This window comes from Agreia pratensis (assembly GCF_900177685.1).
Lineage (GTDB): Bacteria > Actinomycetota > Actinomycetes > Actinomycetales > Microbacteriaceae > Agreia > Agreia pratensis.
Window position 1 is genome coordinate 163,193 of record NZ_FXAY01000003.1, and the last position, 14,548, is coordinate 177,740.

General features: G+C 62.9%; 14 protein-coding genes. 11 read left to right on the forward strand and 3 right to left on the reverse strand.

Annotation, left to right across the window (positions count from 1 at the left end):
* The 3 genes from B9Y86_RS10355 to B9Y86_RS10365 all read left to right on the forward strand — a co-directional run bounded on the left by B9Y86_RS10355 (position 1) and on the right by B9Y86_RS10365 (position 1,647).
* Positions 1 to 264 carry a F0F1 ATP synthase subunit epsilon gene (locus B9Y86_RS10355; RefSeq protein ID WP_055780777.1) on the forward strand — a complete coding sequence of 88 codons (264 nt, stop codon included), beginning with the start codon at positions 1 to 3 and terminating at the stop codon, positions 262 to 264.
* A 21-nt stretch (positions 265 to 285) separates the two neighbouring features.
* The gene (locus tag B9Y86_RS10360; protein WP_085485715.1) at positions 286 to 1,038 is read left to right on the forward strand and encodes a YaaA family protein; all 753 of its coding nucleotides are present in this window, start codon (positions 286 to 288) and stop codon (positions 1,036 to 1,038) included.
* A 72-nt stretch (positions 1,039 to 1,110) separates the two neighbouring features.
* Positions 1,111 to 1,647 (forward strand): DUF5684 domain-containing protein, encoded by a 537-nt coding sequence (locus B9Y86_RS10365; RefSeq protein WP_085485717.1) that lies wholly within the window; start codon positions 1,111 to 1,113, stop codon positions 1,645 to 1,647.
* A 1-nt stretch (position 1,648) separates the two neighbouring features.
* Here the strand turns inward: B9Y86_RS10365 and B9Y86_RS10370 are convergent, their stop codons facing one another.
* Positions 1,649 to 2,254 carry a DNA-3-methyladenine glycosylase I gene (locus B9Y86_RS10370; RefSeq protein ID WP_085485719.1) on the reverse strand — a complete coding sequence of 202 codons (606 nt, stop codon included), beginning with the start codon at positions 2,252 to 2,254 and terminating at the stop codon, positions 1,649 to 1,651.
* Positions 2,255 to 2,444: 190 nt separating this feature from the next.
* Between B9Y86_RS10370 and B9Y86_RS10375 the strand changes: the two genes are divergently transcribed.
* Positions 2,445 to 3,530, forward strand: a complete 1,086-nt coding sequence (locus tag B9Y86_RS10375; RefSeq protein ID WP_176223334.1) for a DUF4192 domain-containing protein — start codon at positions 2,445 to 2,447, stop codon at positions 3,528 to 3,530.
* A gap of 7 nt (positions 3,531 to 3,537) precedes the next feature.
* Here B9Y86_RS10375 and B9Y86_RS10380 read toward each other — a convergent pair whose 3' ends face one another.
* A complete protein-coding gene (locus tag B9Y86_RS10380; protein ID WP_085485721.1) occupies positions 3,538 to 4,929 on the reverse strand; it encodes an aspartate aminotransferase family protein in 1,392 nt (463 codons plus the stop codon).
* On the reverse strand, positions 4,926 to 5,393 hold the full coding sequence (locus tag B9Y86_RS10385; RefSeq protein WP_085485723.1) for an Lrp/AsnC family transcriptional regulator: 468 nt from the start codon (positions 5,391 to 5,393) through the stop codon (positions 4,926 to 4,928). Before B9Y86_RS10385 ends, B9Y86_RS10380 begins: the two co-directional genes overlap by 4 nt.
* Before the next feature lie 194 nt (positions 5,394 to 5,587).
* On the opposite strand from B9Y86_RS10385, the gene B9Y86_RS10390 reads away from it, so the two are divergent.
* The 7 genes from B9Y86_RS10390 to B9Y86_RS10420 all read left to right on the forward strand — a co-directional run bounded on the left by B9Y86_RS10390 (position 5,588) and on the right by B9Y86_RS10420 (position 14,534).
* Positions 5,588 to 6,610, forward strand: coding sequence for an FHA domain-containing protein (locus tag B9Y86_RS10390; protein WP_085485725.1), 1,023 nt, complete (start codon positions 5,588 to 5,590; stop codon positions 6,608 to 6,610).
* 75 nt (positions 6,611 to 6,685) lie between these two features.
* A complete protein-coding gene (locus tag B9Y86_RS10395) occupies positions 6,686 to 7,507 on the forward strand; it encodes a PP2C family protein-serine/threonine phosphatase (protein ID WP_244894715.1) in 822 nt (273 codons plus the stop codon).
* A gap of 92 nt (positions 7,508 to 7,599) precedes the next feature.
* Entirely contained in the window at positions 7,600 to 8,022 is a 423-nt protein-coding gene (locus B9Y86_RS10400) for an FHA domain-containing protein (RefSeq protein WP_244894716.1), read from the forward strand.
* A gap of 107 nt (positions 8,023 to 8,129) precedes the next feature.
* Entirely contained in the window at positions 8,130 to 11,051 is a 2,922-nt protein-coding gene (locus B9Y86_RS10405; protein WP_085485729.1) for an FtsK/SpoIIIE domain-containing protein, read from the forward strand.
* A gap of 106 nt (positions 11,052 to 11,157) precedes the next feature.
* Positions 11,158 to 12,414 (forward strand): ABC transporter substrate-binding protein, encoded by a 1,257-nt coding sequence (locus B9Y86_RS10410; protein ID WP_244894717.1) that lies wholly within the window; start codon positions 11,158 to 11,160, stop codon positions 12,412 to 12,414.
* A gap of 8 nt (positions 12,415 to 12,422) precedes the next feature.
* Positions 12,423 to 13,616 (forward strand): ABC transporter ATP-binding protein, encoded by a 1,194-nt coding sequence (locus B9Y86_RS10415; RefSeq protein WP_410371736.1) that lies wholly within the window; start codon positions 12,423 to 12,425, stop codon positions 13,614 to 13,616.
* 3 nt (positions 13,617 to 13,619) lie between these two features.
* Positions 13,620 to 14,534 (forward strand): ABC transporter permease, encoded by a 915-nt coding sequence (locus B9Y86_RS10420; protein ID WP_085485733.1) that lies wholly within the window; start codon positions 13,620 to 13,622, stop codon positions 14,532 to 14,534.
* The last annotated feature ends 14 nt before the right edge of the window (positions 14,535 to 14,548 follow it).

Genomic DNA, 14,548 nt, shown 5'->3' on the forward strand with positions numbered 1-14,548 from the left:
ATGGCTTCGGCTCTTACCGTGAGTGTCGTCTCGGCCGATCAGGAAGTCTGGTCGGGCGAGGCCACGATGGTCATCGCCAAAACCGTCGAAGGCGAGATCGGTATTCTTGCCGGCCACGAACCTCTGCTGGCTATCCTGGCCGAGGGCGAGGTTCGCGTCACTCAGGCGTCCGGCTCACGCATCACGGCTCAGGCCGACGACGGGTTCCTGTCTGTAGAGAACAACACCATCACGATCGTCGCGCGCAACGCGGCTCTCGTCTAACGCAAGCGGGTCGACCACCTCGTGATCATCCTCCTTCCGCCGTCCGAGACGAAGCGGGAGGGGGGTGATGCTACGGGGCTGGATCTGGCCCGCTTGCGTTTTTCTTCGCTCACAGCGACTCGTCGTGGTCTTCTTAGAGAACTGCGTGCGATCTCTCGTGATGAAGACGCGAGCCTCAAAGCGCTCAAGATCAGCCCGCGGCAACGCGCGGAGGTCCTTCGCAATCGCGAAGTGATGACGTCGCCGACGATGCCTGCAATCGACAGGTATACGGGGGTCGTCTTTGATGCCCTCGACTCGGCCAGTCTGCCTGAGAGAGCCAGATCGTTCGCGGCGTCGCATCTTGTGATCCAGTCGGCCCTCTTGGGACCGATCGGCGCCATGGATCCTATTCCGGCCTACAGGCTGTCGCATGATTCGAAGTTGCCCGGGGTTCACCTCGCCAAGACGTGGGCTCCCGTTGCACCGCTAGAGATCGGCGCGGGCGACGACCTCGTGCTCGACTTCAGATCTGAAGCGTATGTCGCTCTTTCGCCGTTGCCGTCTGGCGCCAACTCCTGGTTCCTCAAAGTCGTCACCGAGTCCGACGACGGCACCGTTCGTGCCTTGAACCATTTCAACAAGAAGTCAAAAGGGCTGCTGACCCGAACACTGCTGATGCACGCGCGCGATCTGGCGACGATCGACGAGGTCCTCGCGGTGGCCAGGGCGGCGGGGCATCGGATGGAACTCGGTGATCCGGGAGAGCTCCGGCTCTACGTCTCGAAGGACTGACCGCGGTCTAGAGGCGGCTTCGCTGACGAGTTGCCGGCGCGGATGGTTCGTGGTTGGCGCTAGTCTTGCTGCATGATCTCGACATACGACTCGGACGGTACTGCGGCCGGAGCTGCAGCCGGACTGATTATCACTCTGATCTTCACCGCGTTCTATGTGGTTCTGGTAGTCGGCATCTATGTTGTCAGTTCGTGGTTTCTGAGCAAGATCTTCGTGAAGGCTGGAGAGCCCGCCTGGAAGGGGTGGGTTCCGGTCTATAACTCCTGGACGTTCCTCGAGCTCGGCGGACAGGCAGGGTGGTGGGCGCTCGTCGCCTTTGTGCCTGTCGTCAACATCGCATCGAGCGTGTTCATCTGCATCGCGGCGTACAACATAGGATTGCGCTTCGGCAAGACCGGGGTATGGCTCATCCTCTATATCCTCGTTCCCTACGTGTGGTGGGGAATCTTCGCGTTCAACGCGTCTGTCTGGAATCCGCAGCCGATCGCGGGTATCTTCATCGCCCCGGATTGGGCGAGACCCACCAGTGCGGTTCTGCGCTACGTGCCACAGGCGCGTCCGGTCTACGCACCTCCGCCGTCGAGCGGGCCTCAGAACCCCGGCTATTGATTCACCTCACCTCGACGTCAAGCTGATCGCCGCGCGCACAGCCGCGCGCGTGATCGTTGATCAGCCCGGCTGCCTGCATTAATGCGTGCATCGTCGTCGGCCCGACGAAGGTGAGTCCGATACGCCGCAGCTCTGTGCTGAGTGCGTGCGATCGGTCTGTTACCGTCAGCATCCCTTCCACCGTTGCGGGGCGCTCGTGCGATGATGGCGCGTGGCTCCAGATGAGGCGATCGAGCGCTCCCGGGTTGTCGCGTATCAGCTCGCGTATTGTCCGGGCGTTCTTGATCGTGGCGGCGATCTTGTGACGATTGCGGATGATCGACGCGTCGAGGGCCAATTCGTTGACCTTGTCCTCGTCGAATTGAGCGACTCGTTCGATCGAGAACTGCTCGAAGGCGGCGCGGAAGGCGGGCCGTCGCCTCAGAATAGTGATCCACGACAGACCCGCCTGGAACCCCTCCAGTGCGATCGTCTCGAAGAGGGCGGCATCGCCGTGCTGCGGTTTGCCCCACTCTTCGTCGTGATATCGCTGATATTCGGGGTCGTCGGAGACCCAGCCGCATCGCGCAATGCCGTCGTCTCCCGCTCGCAGAAGTTCTCGTGTCATGACTCCGACAGTATCGCCGCATGAGAGAACGGAGCGCCCTCGTCGTCTCGGCTGGGAATCCACAGGACTGCCCGTGCGTGTGAAGAGTACTGCGACCATCCCTTCCCTCACAGGACGGTGTGCGGATCGACTCTTCACAGACTGGTCGACGGCCCTCATCTCGGTATGCATGAGACAGCAGACTTTCGCCATGACTTCCTCGGTTAAGGCGAAACGGCCATCAGATTTCTTGATCGCTCTGCCCCGCGTCATGGGATACACACCCGTGAACAGCATTGTTGTGCAGACTTTCCAGAGTAGGCAGACTGCCGCCTCGCTGCGAGTCGATCTGCCCACTGCAGAACATCAGAAAAACCCCCGTCTGATCGCTGATGCCATCATCCGGCTGATCAGTCGTGTTCCCGGAGTCGACGCCGTTCTGATCGCCATCTACACGGATGAGGCGTGGTCTGCGGCGGATCGACCTCCGCGACCGCAGCTCGTCGAGGCTATCGTCACACGCATGGCATCGGCGGGTTTGGGCATCGTCGATGCCCTGTGCTGTTCGGGGCGGAGCTGGGCGTCGTATCTCGACGCTGAGCGCGGCACATTCGACGAAAACGAGAAGACGCGGATCGAGGCTGAGCTCGACGGCGTCGGTGCGCCGCGCGACGTGGAGGCCATCGCTCAGGGAGCTCCGCCGATATGTGAGGGGCCGAGCGCTCAGCGTGACGGTGTGGCAGAAGCCTCGACCGCGATCATGCACGACGCTCGCGAGAGAGAACGGCTCTGGGAGTGGCCGGTGGCGCACGTTCTCTGGACCGACGCGATCGAATCGACGCCCACCGACCTTCCACCGAAGGCGGTGGCTGCTCTGCTCTGGAGCATCCGAGACAAGGGCGTGCGGGACTGCGTGCTGATGCTCATGGCCTGGGGTAATGACGCCGGAGACCGAGCCGCCGCCGACACTGCGCTGCTTCGTCGGGGGCTTACCGTGCCCGACGGGTCGATCCTCGAGACCTTCGTCGGTGAGGGGCGACAGTGCCCTGATGGCCTGAGGATAGAGGGAGCGGTTCGTCTTCTCCGCCATCTCATCTCGCTTGCCCCGCGGCCGTGGCAATTGGCTCCGTTCACGATGCTCGCCTGGTTCGAGTGGGCTCGAGGACAGGGTTCAGCCGCGGGCGACTATCTCGAACAGGCACTGTCGATTGGGCCGGGATACGAGCTGGCACGACTCTTCGAGCAGCTGATCAGTACAGGCCGTGTACCCGACTGGGTGGGCAGGCAGGCTGTGTGAGCGGCAATCAGAGTCTGTTCCACGCCTCAGTGAGCACCCCGCGCAGGATCTGCTCGATCTCGTCGAACTCGGCCGCACCGATAGTGAGAGGTGGGGCGAGCTGGATCACAGGGTCTCCTCGATCGTCGGCGCGGCAGTAGAGGCCGGCGTCGAAGAGCGCCTTCGAGAGGAAGCCTCGCAGGAGCCTTTCGGACTCGTCGTCGTCGAACGTCTCCTTCGTGATCTTGTCCTTCACGAGTTCGATTCCGAAGAAGTATCCATCGCCCCGCACATCGCCAACGATCGGAAGATCGTTCAACTTTTCGAGAGTGGAGCGGAAGAGAGGTGAGTTGGCTCTGACATTCTCGTTGAGTTTCTCTTCTTCGAAGATGTCGAGATTCGCCAACGCGACCGCCGCCGAAACGGGGTGTCCGCCGAAGGTGTAGCCGTGCGCGAACGATGTCTGACCGTGTTTGAAAGGCTCATAGACCCTGTCGCTCACGATGGTCGCACCGATGGGGGAGTACCCGCTGGTCATGCCTTTGGCGCAGGTGATCATGTCGGGAACAAAACCATATTCGTCGCAGGCGAACATGTGCCCGATGCGTCCGAATGCGCAGATCACCTCGTCGCTGACCAGGAGAACGTCGTGGCGGTCGCAGATCTCACGAACTCGCTGGAAGTATCCGGGAGGTGGAGGAAAGCATCCTCCCGAGTTCTGCACAGGTTCAAGAAAAACCGCTGCGACGGTATCGGGGCCTTCGAACTGGATCATCTCCTCGATGCGATCGGCAGCCCAGATCCCGAACGCTGTCAGGTCGTCGCCGTGCTCGGGTGCGCGGTAGAAGTTCGTGTTGGGCACGCGGAAGCCGCCTGGTGTGACCGGTTCGAACATCGCCTTCATGCCCGGGATACCGGTGACCGCCAGCGCTCCTTGGGTGGTGCCGTGATAAGCGACGGCGCGAGAGATGACTTTGTGCTTCGTCGGACGCCCTTGGAGCTTCCAGTAGTACTTGGCCAGTTTGAACGCGGTCTCGACGGCTTCTCCGCCCCCGGTCGAGAAGAACACGCGGTTGAGGTCGCCAGGCGCATAGTGGGCGAGCCTGTCGGCGAGCTCGATCGCGTTCGGATGGGCGTACGACCACACGGGGAAGAAAGCCAGCTCTTCAGCCTGACGTGCGGCGGTCTCGGCCAGGCGTCGGCGACCGTGTCCGGCATTCACCACGAACAATCCAGACAGTCCGTCGATGTACTTCTTGCCGCGACTATCCCAGATGTGATGGCCCTCGCCGCGTGTGATGATCGGCACTCCCGCGCCCGACTCCATCACGGACTGCCGACTGAAGTGCATCCACAGATGGTCTTTCGCCTTGCGCTGCATCTCGCTCTCTGCAGCGTCGGAATAGGTCAGGTTATTCATCGGGTACCCCAGTTGTAGAGCTGCTTGTGCAGTTTCAGATAGACGAACGTCTCGGTGGAGATGACACCGTCGAGGTGTCGAATCTGCGAGTTGAGCAGGGCGATGAGATCGTCGTCGCTCTCGCAGACGACCTCGGCCATGATGTCGAACGTGCCCGCGGTGAGCACGACGTAGTCGACGGCCGGTATCGCGGCGAGTGCGTCGGCGACGACGCGCGTATCACCGGACACCTTCAGGCCGATCATTGCCTGTCGGTAAAAGCCGAGCTGCAGTGGATCGGTGACGGCCACGATCTGCATCACCCCCGACTCCGTGAGCTTCTGCACTCGCTGTCGAACCGCCGCCTCACTCAGGCCGACGGCTTTGCCGATTTCGGCGTACGACCGTCGTCCGTCGACCTGCAGCTGCTCGATGATGGCCTTCGACGTGTCATCGAGATGGGATTGTCGTGGCTTTGGGCTCATGCCAGGATTCTGTCAGGATGAATCGCGTTGAGCAAGTGATTCAGTCGCAAAGTGCGAGTTGTACCGCGAAATCCGTTGAATTGCGGTTGTCTCGAACGCGTACTGAACGCTCCAGCCGGTGATACGCGCATGCTATGCCGTCGGTACCTCGCGGCAGTCTTTCGATGTCGCCGATCGGCGATTAAGCTCGACGGGTGAACTCGCCCCATCAGAACACAGGTCGTGTCGTGTACGACGCGGCTTCGTCTTCGGGCTCCCAGCTGGCTCTCGTCGTGCCCGGTATGGTCGCGGTTCTCGGCGGCGGCTGTTCGCAGACCGTGCTGTCGCGACTGTGGGACGAGATGTCGAGCGACTCCGTGTCGTTCGAACGCGTTGTTCAGGCCGTTCCATCGCTCGGCGCCGACGCGGTCACCTCGTTCGCCGTGGCCGCGCTGGAGACGGACGGAATGGCGTCGGCGGTGCTCACCGTCGTGGCGCGGGGCGCCTCTGTGGTCGACGTGTACACGGCGGATGCTGTGCCGCGGCGATTCTCGTCGCAGGGCCTCCGGCCCTGGCATCTCTCCTCGTTCTCGAACGTGACTGGACTCCGATTCGGCGCGAGCATCGATGCCGTCGGCCCCGCGGAGATGATGACGATCTCGGGTGCCGAGCTTCCGCTCGTGCTCGGTGTCGCATCCGTCGATTCGGTGATCTGGATGCTCGACGAGGCTCGTGCGATCGTCGACACGTCGGCGAGACGCGAGGGTCAGGAACCGCGAGCAGCAACGGTCGCGGGCGACGACCCCGAAATCACGCTGGAGCGTGTTCCAGGCCGACGCGTGGGCCGACACGGTGGCATGCACGCATCGGACACGGCATCGCCGCACCAGATTCGGCCCAGTCGAGTTCGGATCGGGACACAGGCGCCTTTCGAATTGCACGTTCCCGTGTATATCGGCCGCAGGCCTCGTGGCCCAAGGCAGCTCGCCGGTGACCAGGTGGTTCTTGTCGAGGTGCCCTCGCCCACCCGGGAGGTCTCGGCGTCGCACCTGCACATCGAGCAGCGAGGGCGCGAGGTCATCGTGACGGATCTGCAGTCGACGAATGGCACGGCCGTCACACTGCCCGGTTCACCTCGGATAAAGTTGAAGCCGGGGGACTCGATCGTTCTTCCCCCGTACAGCAGGGTCGAAATCGGTGACGGTAACGTCATCGAGATACTTCCCGGAGCGGATTGACCGTGAAGAGCGGTCTGCGCAGCGACAGAACCGTGCGCACCCGAATCCGAACAGCATGTCGAGGAGAAGAGTCCCGTGACCCAGATCGGTGACAGCAACGCCCACGTGAGTGTTGTCCTTCCCGGCGCCGCAGACACGCTGACCCTCACCTGGTCGTTCATGTCGGACCGGGGAAACAAGCGGGCCGTCAACGAAGACAGTGTCGTCGCGAATCCGCCACTGTTCGCTGTGGCAGACGGCATGGGCGGTCACTCCGCGGGGGATATCGCCAGTGCTGCCGTCGTCACGCGCCTCGGAGATATCACTGGCAGGGCTTACATCGATGGCGATACGATCGATCGAGCTCTCGAGTCGGCCCGGGCCGACATCGACAGAGTCGGCGATGAGAGTGTTCTCGGAACGGGCACCACCGTCACCGGAGTCGCACTCACGATTGTCGATGACGAGGCACAGTGGGCCGTGTTCAACATCGGCGACTCGCGGGTCTATCTATTCGCCGATGGTGTTCTCGAGCAGATCACGACCGACCACTCCGTCGTGCAGGAGATGGTCGCCGCCGGGTTGATCACCAGAGAACAGGCCGATGTTCATCCCGACAGCAATGTCATCACTCGGGCTGTCGGGTTCCACGACACGCCCGTTCCCGACTACTCGCTCATTCCCGTCGTTCCGGGCCAGCGCATCCTCGTCTGCTCGGACGGACTCACGAAAGAGCTCACCGATCACGGGATCCGGCATTACCTGGCGACGACCGACTCTGCCGAACGCGCCGTGAGCGAACTCGTGGCTGCCTCACTGGCCAACGGAGGCCGAGACAACGTGACAGTACTCGTCGTCGACGTCTCTTTGGCTGTCGACGAGATCGAATCGACCCGTCCGAGCGCGCGAACCCGATGAGTACTGTGAGGTGCAAGACGTGCGGGACCGCGCTCCCTGGCGGCGCGATGTTCTGCGGTGAGTGCGGTAGTTCAGTGCTGGCTGCGTCGGCCATGAGCGACACGCAGCACGTCGAGCCGCTGCCCATGTCGGGTCGACACGAAGCCCTGACGGCTCCCGCCAAGACTGCTCCCAGATCGCCCGCCGCGCCGTCGGTCTTCCGTCTGGTCTTCAGCACCGGCGAGAACGTGGTCGTGGCCGGCCCGGGACTCATCGGGAGGAATCCGGTTGTCACAGAGAATGACCGTCGACTCGAGATCGTGCGCGTCGTCGATCCGCAGCTGAGCGTGTCGAAAACGCACGTCGAGTTCGGGATCGAGAACGGGATGTTCTGGGTGAGCGACCGGCATTCCGGCAACGGCACATCGATCTCCGTCTCGGGCGAGGAATCGGTCGATGCCGTGCCCGGAGAGCGTTACGGAGTGGCGCGCGGAACGCGCGTCCGAATCGGAGAACAGTACTTCGACGTACTCTGAGGGCATCGCTCCGTCGAAGCCCGCTCACAAGACAGAATCAGTGCGATTTCTCCACCGATGGTGTCGTCGGCAGGTTCAGGGGCGTGTGCACGAGGTCTACTCGTTGAATGCACCGACGTCACTCGTTTCTCTCTGACGAGCCGCCGCCCCCGCGGTCACCGAGCGGCGTCGATACAGTCTCAGATCTCGACGAGGTCCTCGTCGTTCCTCGGCGGTCGGATCCGCCTCCGAAGACGCCCTTTCCGATCATCGGATCGCTCGCGCCGTTGGGGGCGGCCGTCGTGGTCTGGTTTGTTCTGCACTCGCCTCTCGCGCTCGTCTTCGCCCTGCTCTCGCCGGTGATGGCGGTGGCATCTCTCCTCGACGGTCGGCTCACTGCTCGACGTGCCAGGCGACGAGACGATGTCGATCTGGAGCGGCGCAAGCGTGCTTTCGTTGATCGCGTAGCGACCTTCCACGCGCACGAGATCGCACTGTTGAGGCGGCTCGCGCCCTCGGCCCGGTCGGTTCTCGGGCGCACCTCCAATCCGTTCACGGCGACCTCTGCGGGGGACGTGGCGATCTGCCTCGGTACCGGACAGGGACGGAGCGGACTGAGGCTGGAGGGCGGTTCCGACGATGATGACGATTCGCGACGTCTGCGTTCTGTGGCTCGTCGGTTGGTGGACGCCCCGGTGCTGGCACCGTCGCCTGTTCGCATCGCTGTCGTCGGGGCGCCGACGCTCGCGAATGCCATCGCCCGAGGCTACGTCGTGCAGTTCGCCGCGGCCGTATCGCCCCGCGCGGTGAGATTTCTGGCGGGCAGTGCGGGGCGAAACTCGAGTCCCGGGTCATGGACATGGGCGCACTCCTTGCCCCATTTCGGAGATGATGATGTGTCGGTCGGATCACTCGATGCCGCCCGCCGCCCCCTCTGCGCGACATTTATCGTGGTTGCGGACTCGATCGACATCGTTCCGGCGGAAGCCGATATCGTCGTCGCCGCTGATTCGGTTGCGAAGGTCACGGTGCTTCGGCATCCTCGGTTCTCGACCCCGTTCGAGATCGAGGGCGAGTTCGTATCGGTACTCGAGGCAGAGGAATTCGGCAGACGACTAGGCCAGCTGACAGGCGAGACCGACGAGACGCACTTCGAACTGCCATCGCGTGTGTCTGCGGCTGAGGTCGAGGCGCTCATCGGCACGGGTGTCGGGGGAGGCCCCTCACCGGAAGGACTCAGCGCGGCCATCGGGATAGGGGAGCATGGTGACGTCGTCAGCCTCGATCTCGTGGAGCAGGGTCCACACGCGGTCGTCGCCGGTACAACGGGAAGCGGGAAGAGCGAGCTCCTCGTAACGTGGGTCGCGGCCCTCGCTCGCGCGTACGAATCGACCGCCTTCACTGTTCTGCTCGTGGACTTCAAAGGCGGCGCCGCGTTCGATCCGCTGACGGGCCTCGAGCAGTGCGTCGGACTGATCACCGACCTCGACCCCGGAGGCGCCGAGCGTGCCCTGTCGAGCCTCAGAGCCGAGGTCCGATGGAGAGAGCGAGCGCTTCGCGAAGCGTCCGTCCGCGACATCTCGGATCCGCGCCTCGGCGCACGAATGCCCCGTCTGCTCATCGTCGTCGATGAGTTCGCCGCGATGCTGTCCGAGTTTCCTCAGCTGCACGACGTGTTCGCAGATATCGCCGCGCGAGGTCGCTCGCTCGGAATGCACCTCGTGCTCTGTACCCAGAGACCTGCAGGGGTCGTCAAGGATTCGCTGCTCGCAAACTGTGAGCTCAGGCTGTCTCTGCGTGTGAACAACGCGGCCGATTCGACCGCCATCATCGGCAGCCCAGCGGCCTCGATGCTGGCTCCAGAGCAACGTGGTCGCTGCCTCGTCTCTGTGGGTGGGCGGCCGCCCGTGGTCGTGCAGGTGGCTCATACGGATGCCGCTGATCTCGTCGGTCAAAGGCCGACGACACCTCCGTCTCTGCGTGCTCCCTGGTTGCCCGCTCTTGCCTCTGAGATCCTCCTCGACGATGTTCCGAGACCCCCCTCTGGAATCGTTCTCGGCCTGCTCGATCTGCCTGAGGAGCAACGCCAACCGCCCGCTTGCTACGACCCGGCCGAACAGGGGCCATTGCTGATCCTCGGTTCGTCGCGTTCCGGAAAATCGACGCTACTCTCGACCATCGCTCAGCAGTCATCCACGGTGGTCTTCGTCGGCCCGGGCATCGAGGAGGCGTGGGACACGGTGCAAGAGGTGGTCGAGCTGTGCAGGGAGAGACAGCGTGGGGGAGTGTCTCACCCGCCGATTCTCGTCTTCGTCGACGACCTCGACTCCGTGGTGCGCCGCTTCGAGGCTGAATATCAGAGCGCGCTGGTCTCCGCGCTTGCCACGATCCTCCGAGATGGCCCGCCCTGCGGTGTCACACTCATTGCGACGGCTCAACGTCTTGCCGCACCGCTGACGATGCTCGCACCGCTCTTTCCGGAGCGCATTCATCTCAGATTCGCGAGTCGCCAAGAGTACATCGTGGCCGAAGGCATACCTTCAGATCACGATGCGGGCCTTCCTTCCGGGGCAGGGCACTGGCGGGGAGCACGGCTTCAGGTCGCGCTGCCTTCCGAGGGCGCGGCGACACGGGCGTCGACGCCATCGCGCCACGTGCGCATCCGGGGCGGATCGCTGCCGCCCACGCTGCTCGTCGTCACCTCTCGACCCACACGGTTTCTCGATCCGCAGCACGACGCTCTCCCTGAGACCGTCGCGCTGATCGACGTCGGAGACCGCGCGGCGCTCTCGGCATTCGCGGCGACGTGCGGCGTGCCGACATGGCTGGTCGGCACGCCCGATGCCTGGATGGCCGCCTGGAGCACCTTCTCGAGTCTGAGGAGCCGCTTCCCCGTCTATCTCGACGGGTGTTCACTCGGTGATCTCCGATCACTCACCCGTCGCCGAGATCTTCCGCCGCCGTTCGATCACGGGCGACCGCCACGGTGGCTGCTCGCACCCGATGACACGATCGTGCGATTCGAGCCCGCGGAGGTTTCCCACCGGTGACGACGCAGATTGCAGCGGATTCCGTGAAGTTTATGTTTCGGTATCGATGCTTTCGTCTTATTTCGCCCCACAGACGCGTGTGCTGTGCCACTATCAGACCACCCTGATGACCGTAGAGTTCGGAGACCCACCCGACATGAACGCGCCACTGCCCCGTGACCCGCTGATCCAGCAGACGATCGCCTACGCGCGATCCATGCAGAGGGCGAAGCAGATCGCGTTGTCCCGACGATCCGTGCTCGCAGGGGCGGGAATGGGCCTCGGTGCTCTGGCATTGGCCGCCTGCTCGACCGGGCCCCGCCCCGCTCCGAAGGCAGCGGTCGATTCGTCGGCATCCGACAAATCGCTTGTCTGGGACAACTGGCCGGCCTACATAGATGAGGACGACGACGGCAATTACCCCACGCTGATCGGCTTCGAAGAGCAGACCGGCATCAGCGTGACCTACAACGTGGCCGTCGATGACAACAATTCGTACTACGGCAAGGTCAAGGATCAGCTTGCCCTGGGCCAGGACATCGGCGCAGACGCCGTTTGTCTCACCGAGTGGATGGTGTCTCGTCTGATTCGCAAAGGGTACGTGCAAGAACTCGACGCGGCCAACATCCCGAACAAGAAGAACGTGCTCCCGTCGCTCGCGAATCCCGACTTCGATCCCGGCCGCAATCGTTCCTTGCCCTGGCAGGGCGGATTCGCGGGCATCTGCTGGAACAAGGAGCGTCTACCGAAGGGTCTTCGATCTGTCGAAGATCTCTGGAAGCCGGAGCTCAAGGGTCGTGTCGGCGTTCTCAGCGAGATGCGGGACACCATTGGAGTGATCATGCAGTCGCAAGGCGTCGACGTCTCGAGCAACTGGACCGAGGGCCAATTCATGGATGCCGTGGACCTGTTCCGCAAGCAGGTCGACGACGGGCAGGTGCGCAACATCAAGGGCAACGCTTATCTGAACGACCTGCAGAACGAGGACACCCTGGCCGCCATCTGCTGGTCGGGCGATATCACGCTGATCAATGCTGAGGCGGGTGACAAGTGGGAGTTCATCCTCCCCGACTCGGGAGGAACTCTCTGGAACGATACCTTCGTGGTTCCCATGGGGTCGACGCGCAAGGCGAATGCGGAAGCCCTGATGAACTACTACTACGAGCCGGAGGTCGCCGCCGAGGTCGCAGCGTGGGTCAACTACATCACGCCCGTCGTCGGCGCTCGGGAAGCCATGGAGTCCATCGACCCCGAACTGGCGAACAATCAGCTGATCTTTCCCGACGAGAAGACCCTCGAACAAGCGCACGTGTTCCGAACATTGACAGCAGAGGAAGAGAAGACCTTGGGCACCGAATTTCAGAAAGTGTTGTTGGGCATCTGATGAAGACGATGAGCACATTCGCCGAGGCCGGCGCCGACCTCGAGTTCGTCGATATCAGCAAGAGATTTCCGGGCTTCACAGCAATCGAGAATCTCAATCTGACGATCCCGGCCGGATCGTTCTTCGCCCTACTCGGACCGTCTGGTTGCGGTAAGACGACGACGCTGCGGCTCGTCGCGGGGCTCGAGGAACCGTCTGCGGGGCGCATCCTCATCGGAGGAAACGACGTCACGAACACGAAGTCCTTCCAACGTCCGGTGAACACGGTCTTCCAGTCGTATGCCCTGTTCCCGCACATGACGATTCTCGAGAACGTCGCCTTCGGGCTTCGTCGGCGAAAGATCGACGATCCGCTGGGCAAGGCTCACGAAGCGCTGCGGCTTGTCGAGCTCGATCATCTCGCGGCTCGTCGGCCCGCGCAGCTATCGGGGGGCCAGCAGCAGCGTGTGGCGCTCGCGCGTGCAATCGTGAATCGCCCCGCCCTTCTGCTGCTCGACGAGCCCCTCGGTGCACTCGACCTGAAACTGCGTCGCCAGATGCAACTCGAGCTGAAGAGCATCCAGACCGAGATCGGGCTGACCTTTCTTCATGTCACCCACGATCAGGAGGAAGCCATGACGATGGCTGACATCGTGGCTGTCATGAATAAGGGTGAAATCGAGCAGATGGGCGCTCCTGAGCAGCTCTATGAGCTTCCCCGAACGGCGTTCGTCGCCAACTTCCTCGGCCAGTCGAACCTCTTCACCGGCCAGGTCACCGACTCGGGCGCCGATTCCATCACCGTCGATGTGGCGGGCAGGGGCATCGTGGTGCCTCGCACCCGAGCACAGCGCCATGCGGGCGAGGTGACCATCGGCGTGAGGCCCGAGAAGCTGCTGCTACACACGGAAGCGCCGACGACCGGCGCAGGGATCAACATTCTTGGACCAGGGCGTGTCACCGACGTGTCGTTCTCCGGAGTCAGCACCTCGTATATCGTTCAGATTCCCGGGTTGGGGGCCGTGACCGTCTTCGCGCAGAACATGGTCTTCGGGCCGGTCGTGAACGAGGGTGCCGAGGTCTGGGTCAGCTGGACGGTGGATCACGGTTTCGGTCTGGAAGACGAGCCGACGACCGGTTCCCGATTCCCTGCCGATGCGTCGACGAGCGCCATTGCAATCCAGCGCAGGGCCGCGCTCGAGACCGAACTAGAGGGGGCATAGCTCATGGCCTTCGCCGCATTCGCGTCGAGTGACGCGGCCGTGACGAAACCTCCCCGGCGAAAGTCCACGATCGCTCTGGTCCTGCTCCTTCCCGGCATCCTCTACATGGTGCTGTTCTTTCTCACGCCGCTCATCTCGCTCGTCATCACGTCGTTCCAAGCCGAACTCCCTGGAGGTGACATCGGCGACTACGTTCCAGGCCTGCAATGGCAGAACTATGTCGAGAGTGCTAGCGAGTACCTTCCGCATATCCTGCGCGCGTTCGGCTACGCCCTTGTGGCCACGGTTTTCGCCCTGATCATCAGTTATCCGATCGCCTACTTCATCGGAGTGAAAGCCCGACGGTGGCCCCTGCTGCAGAGCATGATGCTCACGCTTGTCATCGCACCGTTCTTCATCAGCTTCCTTCTGCGCACTCTCGCATGGAAGCAGATCCTCTCCGACGAGTCGCCCGTGGTGCAGGCGCTCAAAGCGGTGGCCATCCTGCCCGCCGACGGGCATCTCACGGGCACGCCGTTCGCGGTGATCTTCGGGCTCACGTACAACTTCATCCCGTTCATGACCCTGCCTCTCTATACGACTCTCGAGCGACTCGACACTCGTTTCCTCGAGGCGGGCAGCGATCTCTATGCGAATCCCGCCACCACGTTTCTGAAGATCACGGTTCCGCTCTCGATGCCGGGCATCATCTCGGGCACACTGCTCACGTTCATCCCGGCCGCGGGTGACTACATCAACGCGAGCCGCGACTTTCTGGGCTCGAGCAAGACCGCCATGCTCGGAAACGCGATCGAGGCCAACTTCCTCACGCTGCAGAACTATCCCGTGGCAGCGGCACTCTCCATCATCCTGATGGCCGTGATTCTGGTGCTTGTCGGCGTCTATGTGCGCCGCAGCGGAACGGAGGACCTGCTGTGACCGCCCTACGCTCT

Bases quoted from the DNA above. Each gene is read 5' to 3' on its own strand.
- B9Y86_RS10355 (WP_055780777.1), top strand. From the start codon at position 1: ATGGCTTCGGCTCTTACCGTGAGTGTCGTCTCGGCCGATCAGGAAGTC.
- B9Y86_RS10365 (WP_085485717.1), top strand. From the start codon at position 1,111: ATGATCTCGACATACGACTCGGACGGTACTGCGGCCGGAGCTGCAGCC.
- B9Y86_RS10370 (WP_085485719.1), bottom strand. From the start codon at position 2,254: ATGACACGAGAACTTCTGCGAGCGGGAGACGACGGCATTGCGCGATGC.
- B9Y86_RS10375 (WP_176223334.1), top strand. From the start codon at position 2,445: ATGACTTCCTCGGTTAAGGCGAAACGGCCATCAGATTTCTTGATCGCT.
- B9Y86_RS10380 (WP_085485721.1), bottom strand. From the start codon at position 4,929: ATGAATAACCTGACCTATTCCGACGCTGCAGAGAGCGAGATGCAGCGC.
- B9Y86_RS10385 (WP_085485723.1), bottom strand. From the start codon at position 5,393: ATGAGCCCAAAGCCACGACAATCCCATCTCGATGACACGTCGAAGGCC.
- B9Y86_RS10400 (WP_244894716.1), top strand. From the start codon at position 7,600: ATGAGCGACACGCAGCACGTCGAGCCGCTGCCCATGTCGGGTCGACAC.
- B9Y86_RS10405 (WP_085485729.1), top strand. From the start codon at position 8,130: ATGCACCGACGTCACTCGTTTCTCTCTGACGAGCCGCCGCCCCCGCGG.
- B9Y86_RS10410 (WP_244894717.1), top strand. From the start codon at position 11,158: ATGACCGTAGAGTTCGGAGACCCACCCGACATGAACGCGCCACTGCCC.
- B9Y86_RS10415 (WP_410371736.1), top strand. From the start codon at position 12,423: ATGAGCACATTCGCCGAGGCCGGCGCCGACCTCGAGTTCGTCGATATC.
- B9Y86_RS10420 (WP_085485733.1), top strand. From the start codon at position 13,620: ATGGCCTTCGCCGCATTCGCGTCGAGTGACGCGGCCGTGACGAAACCT.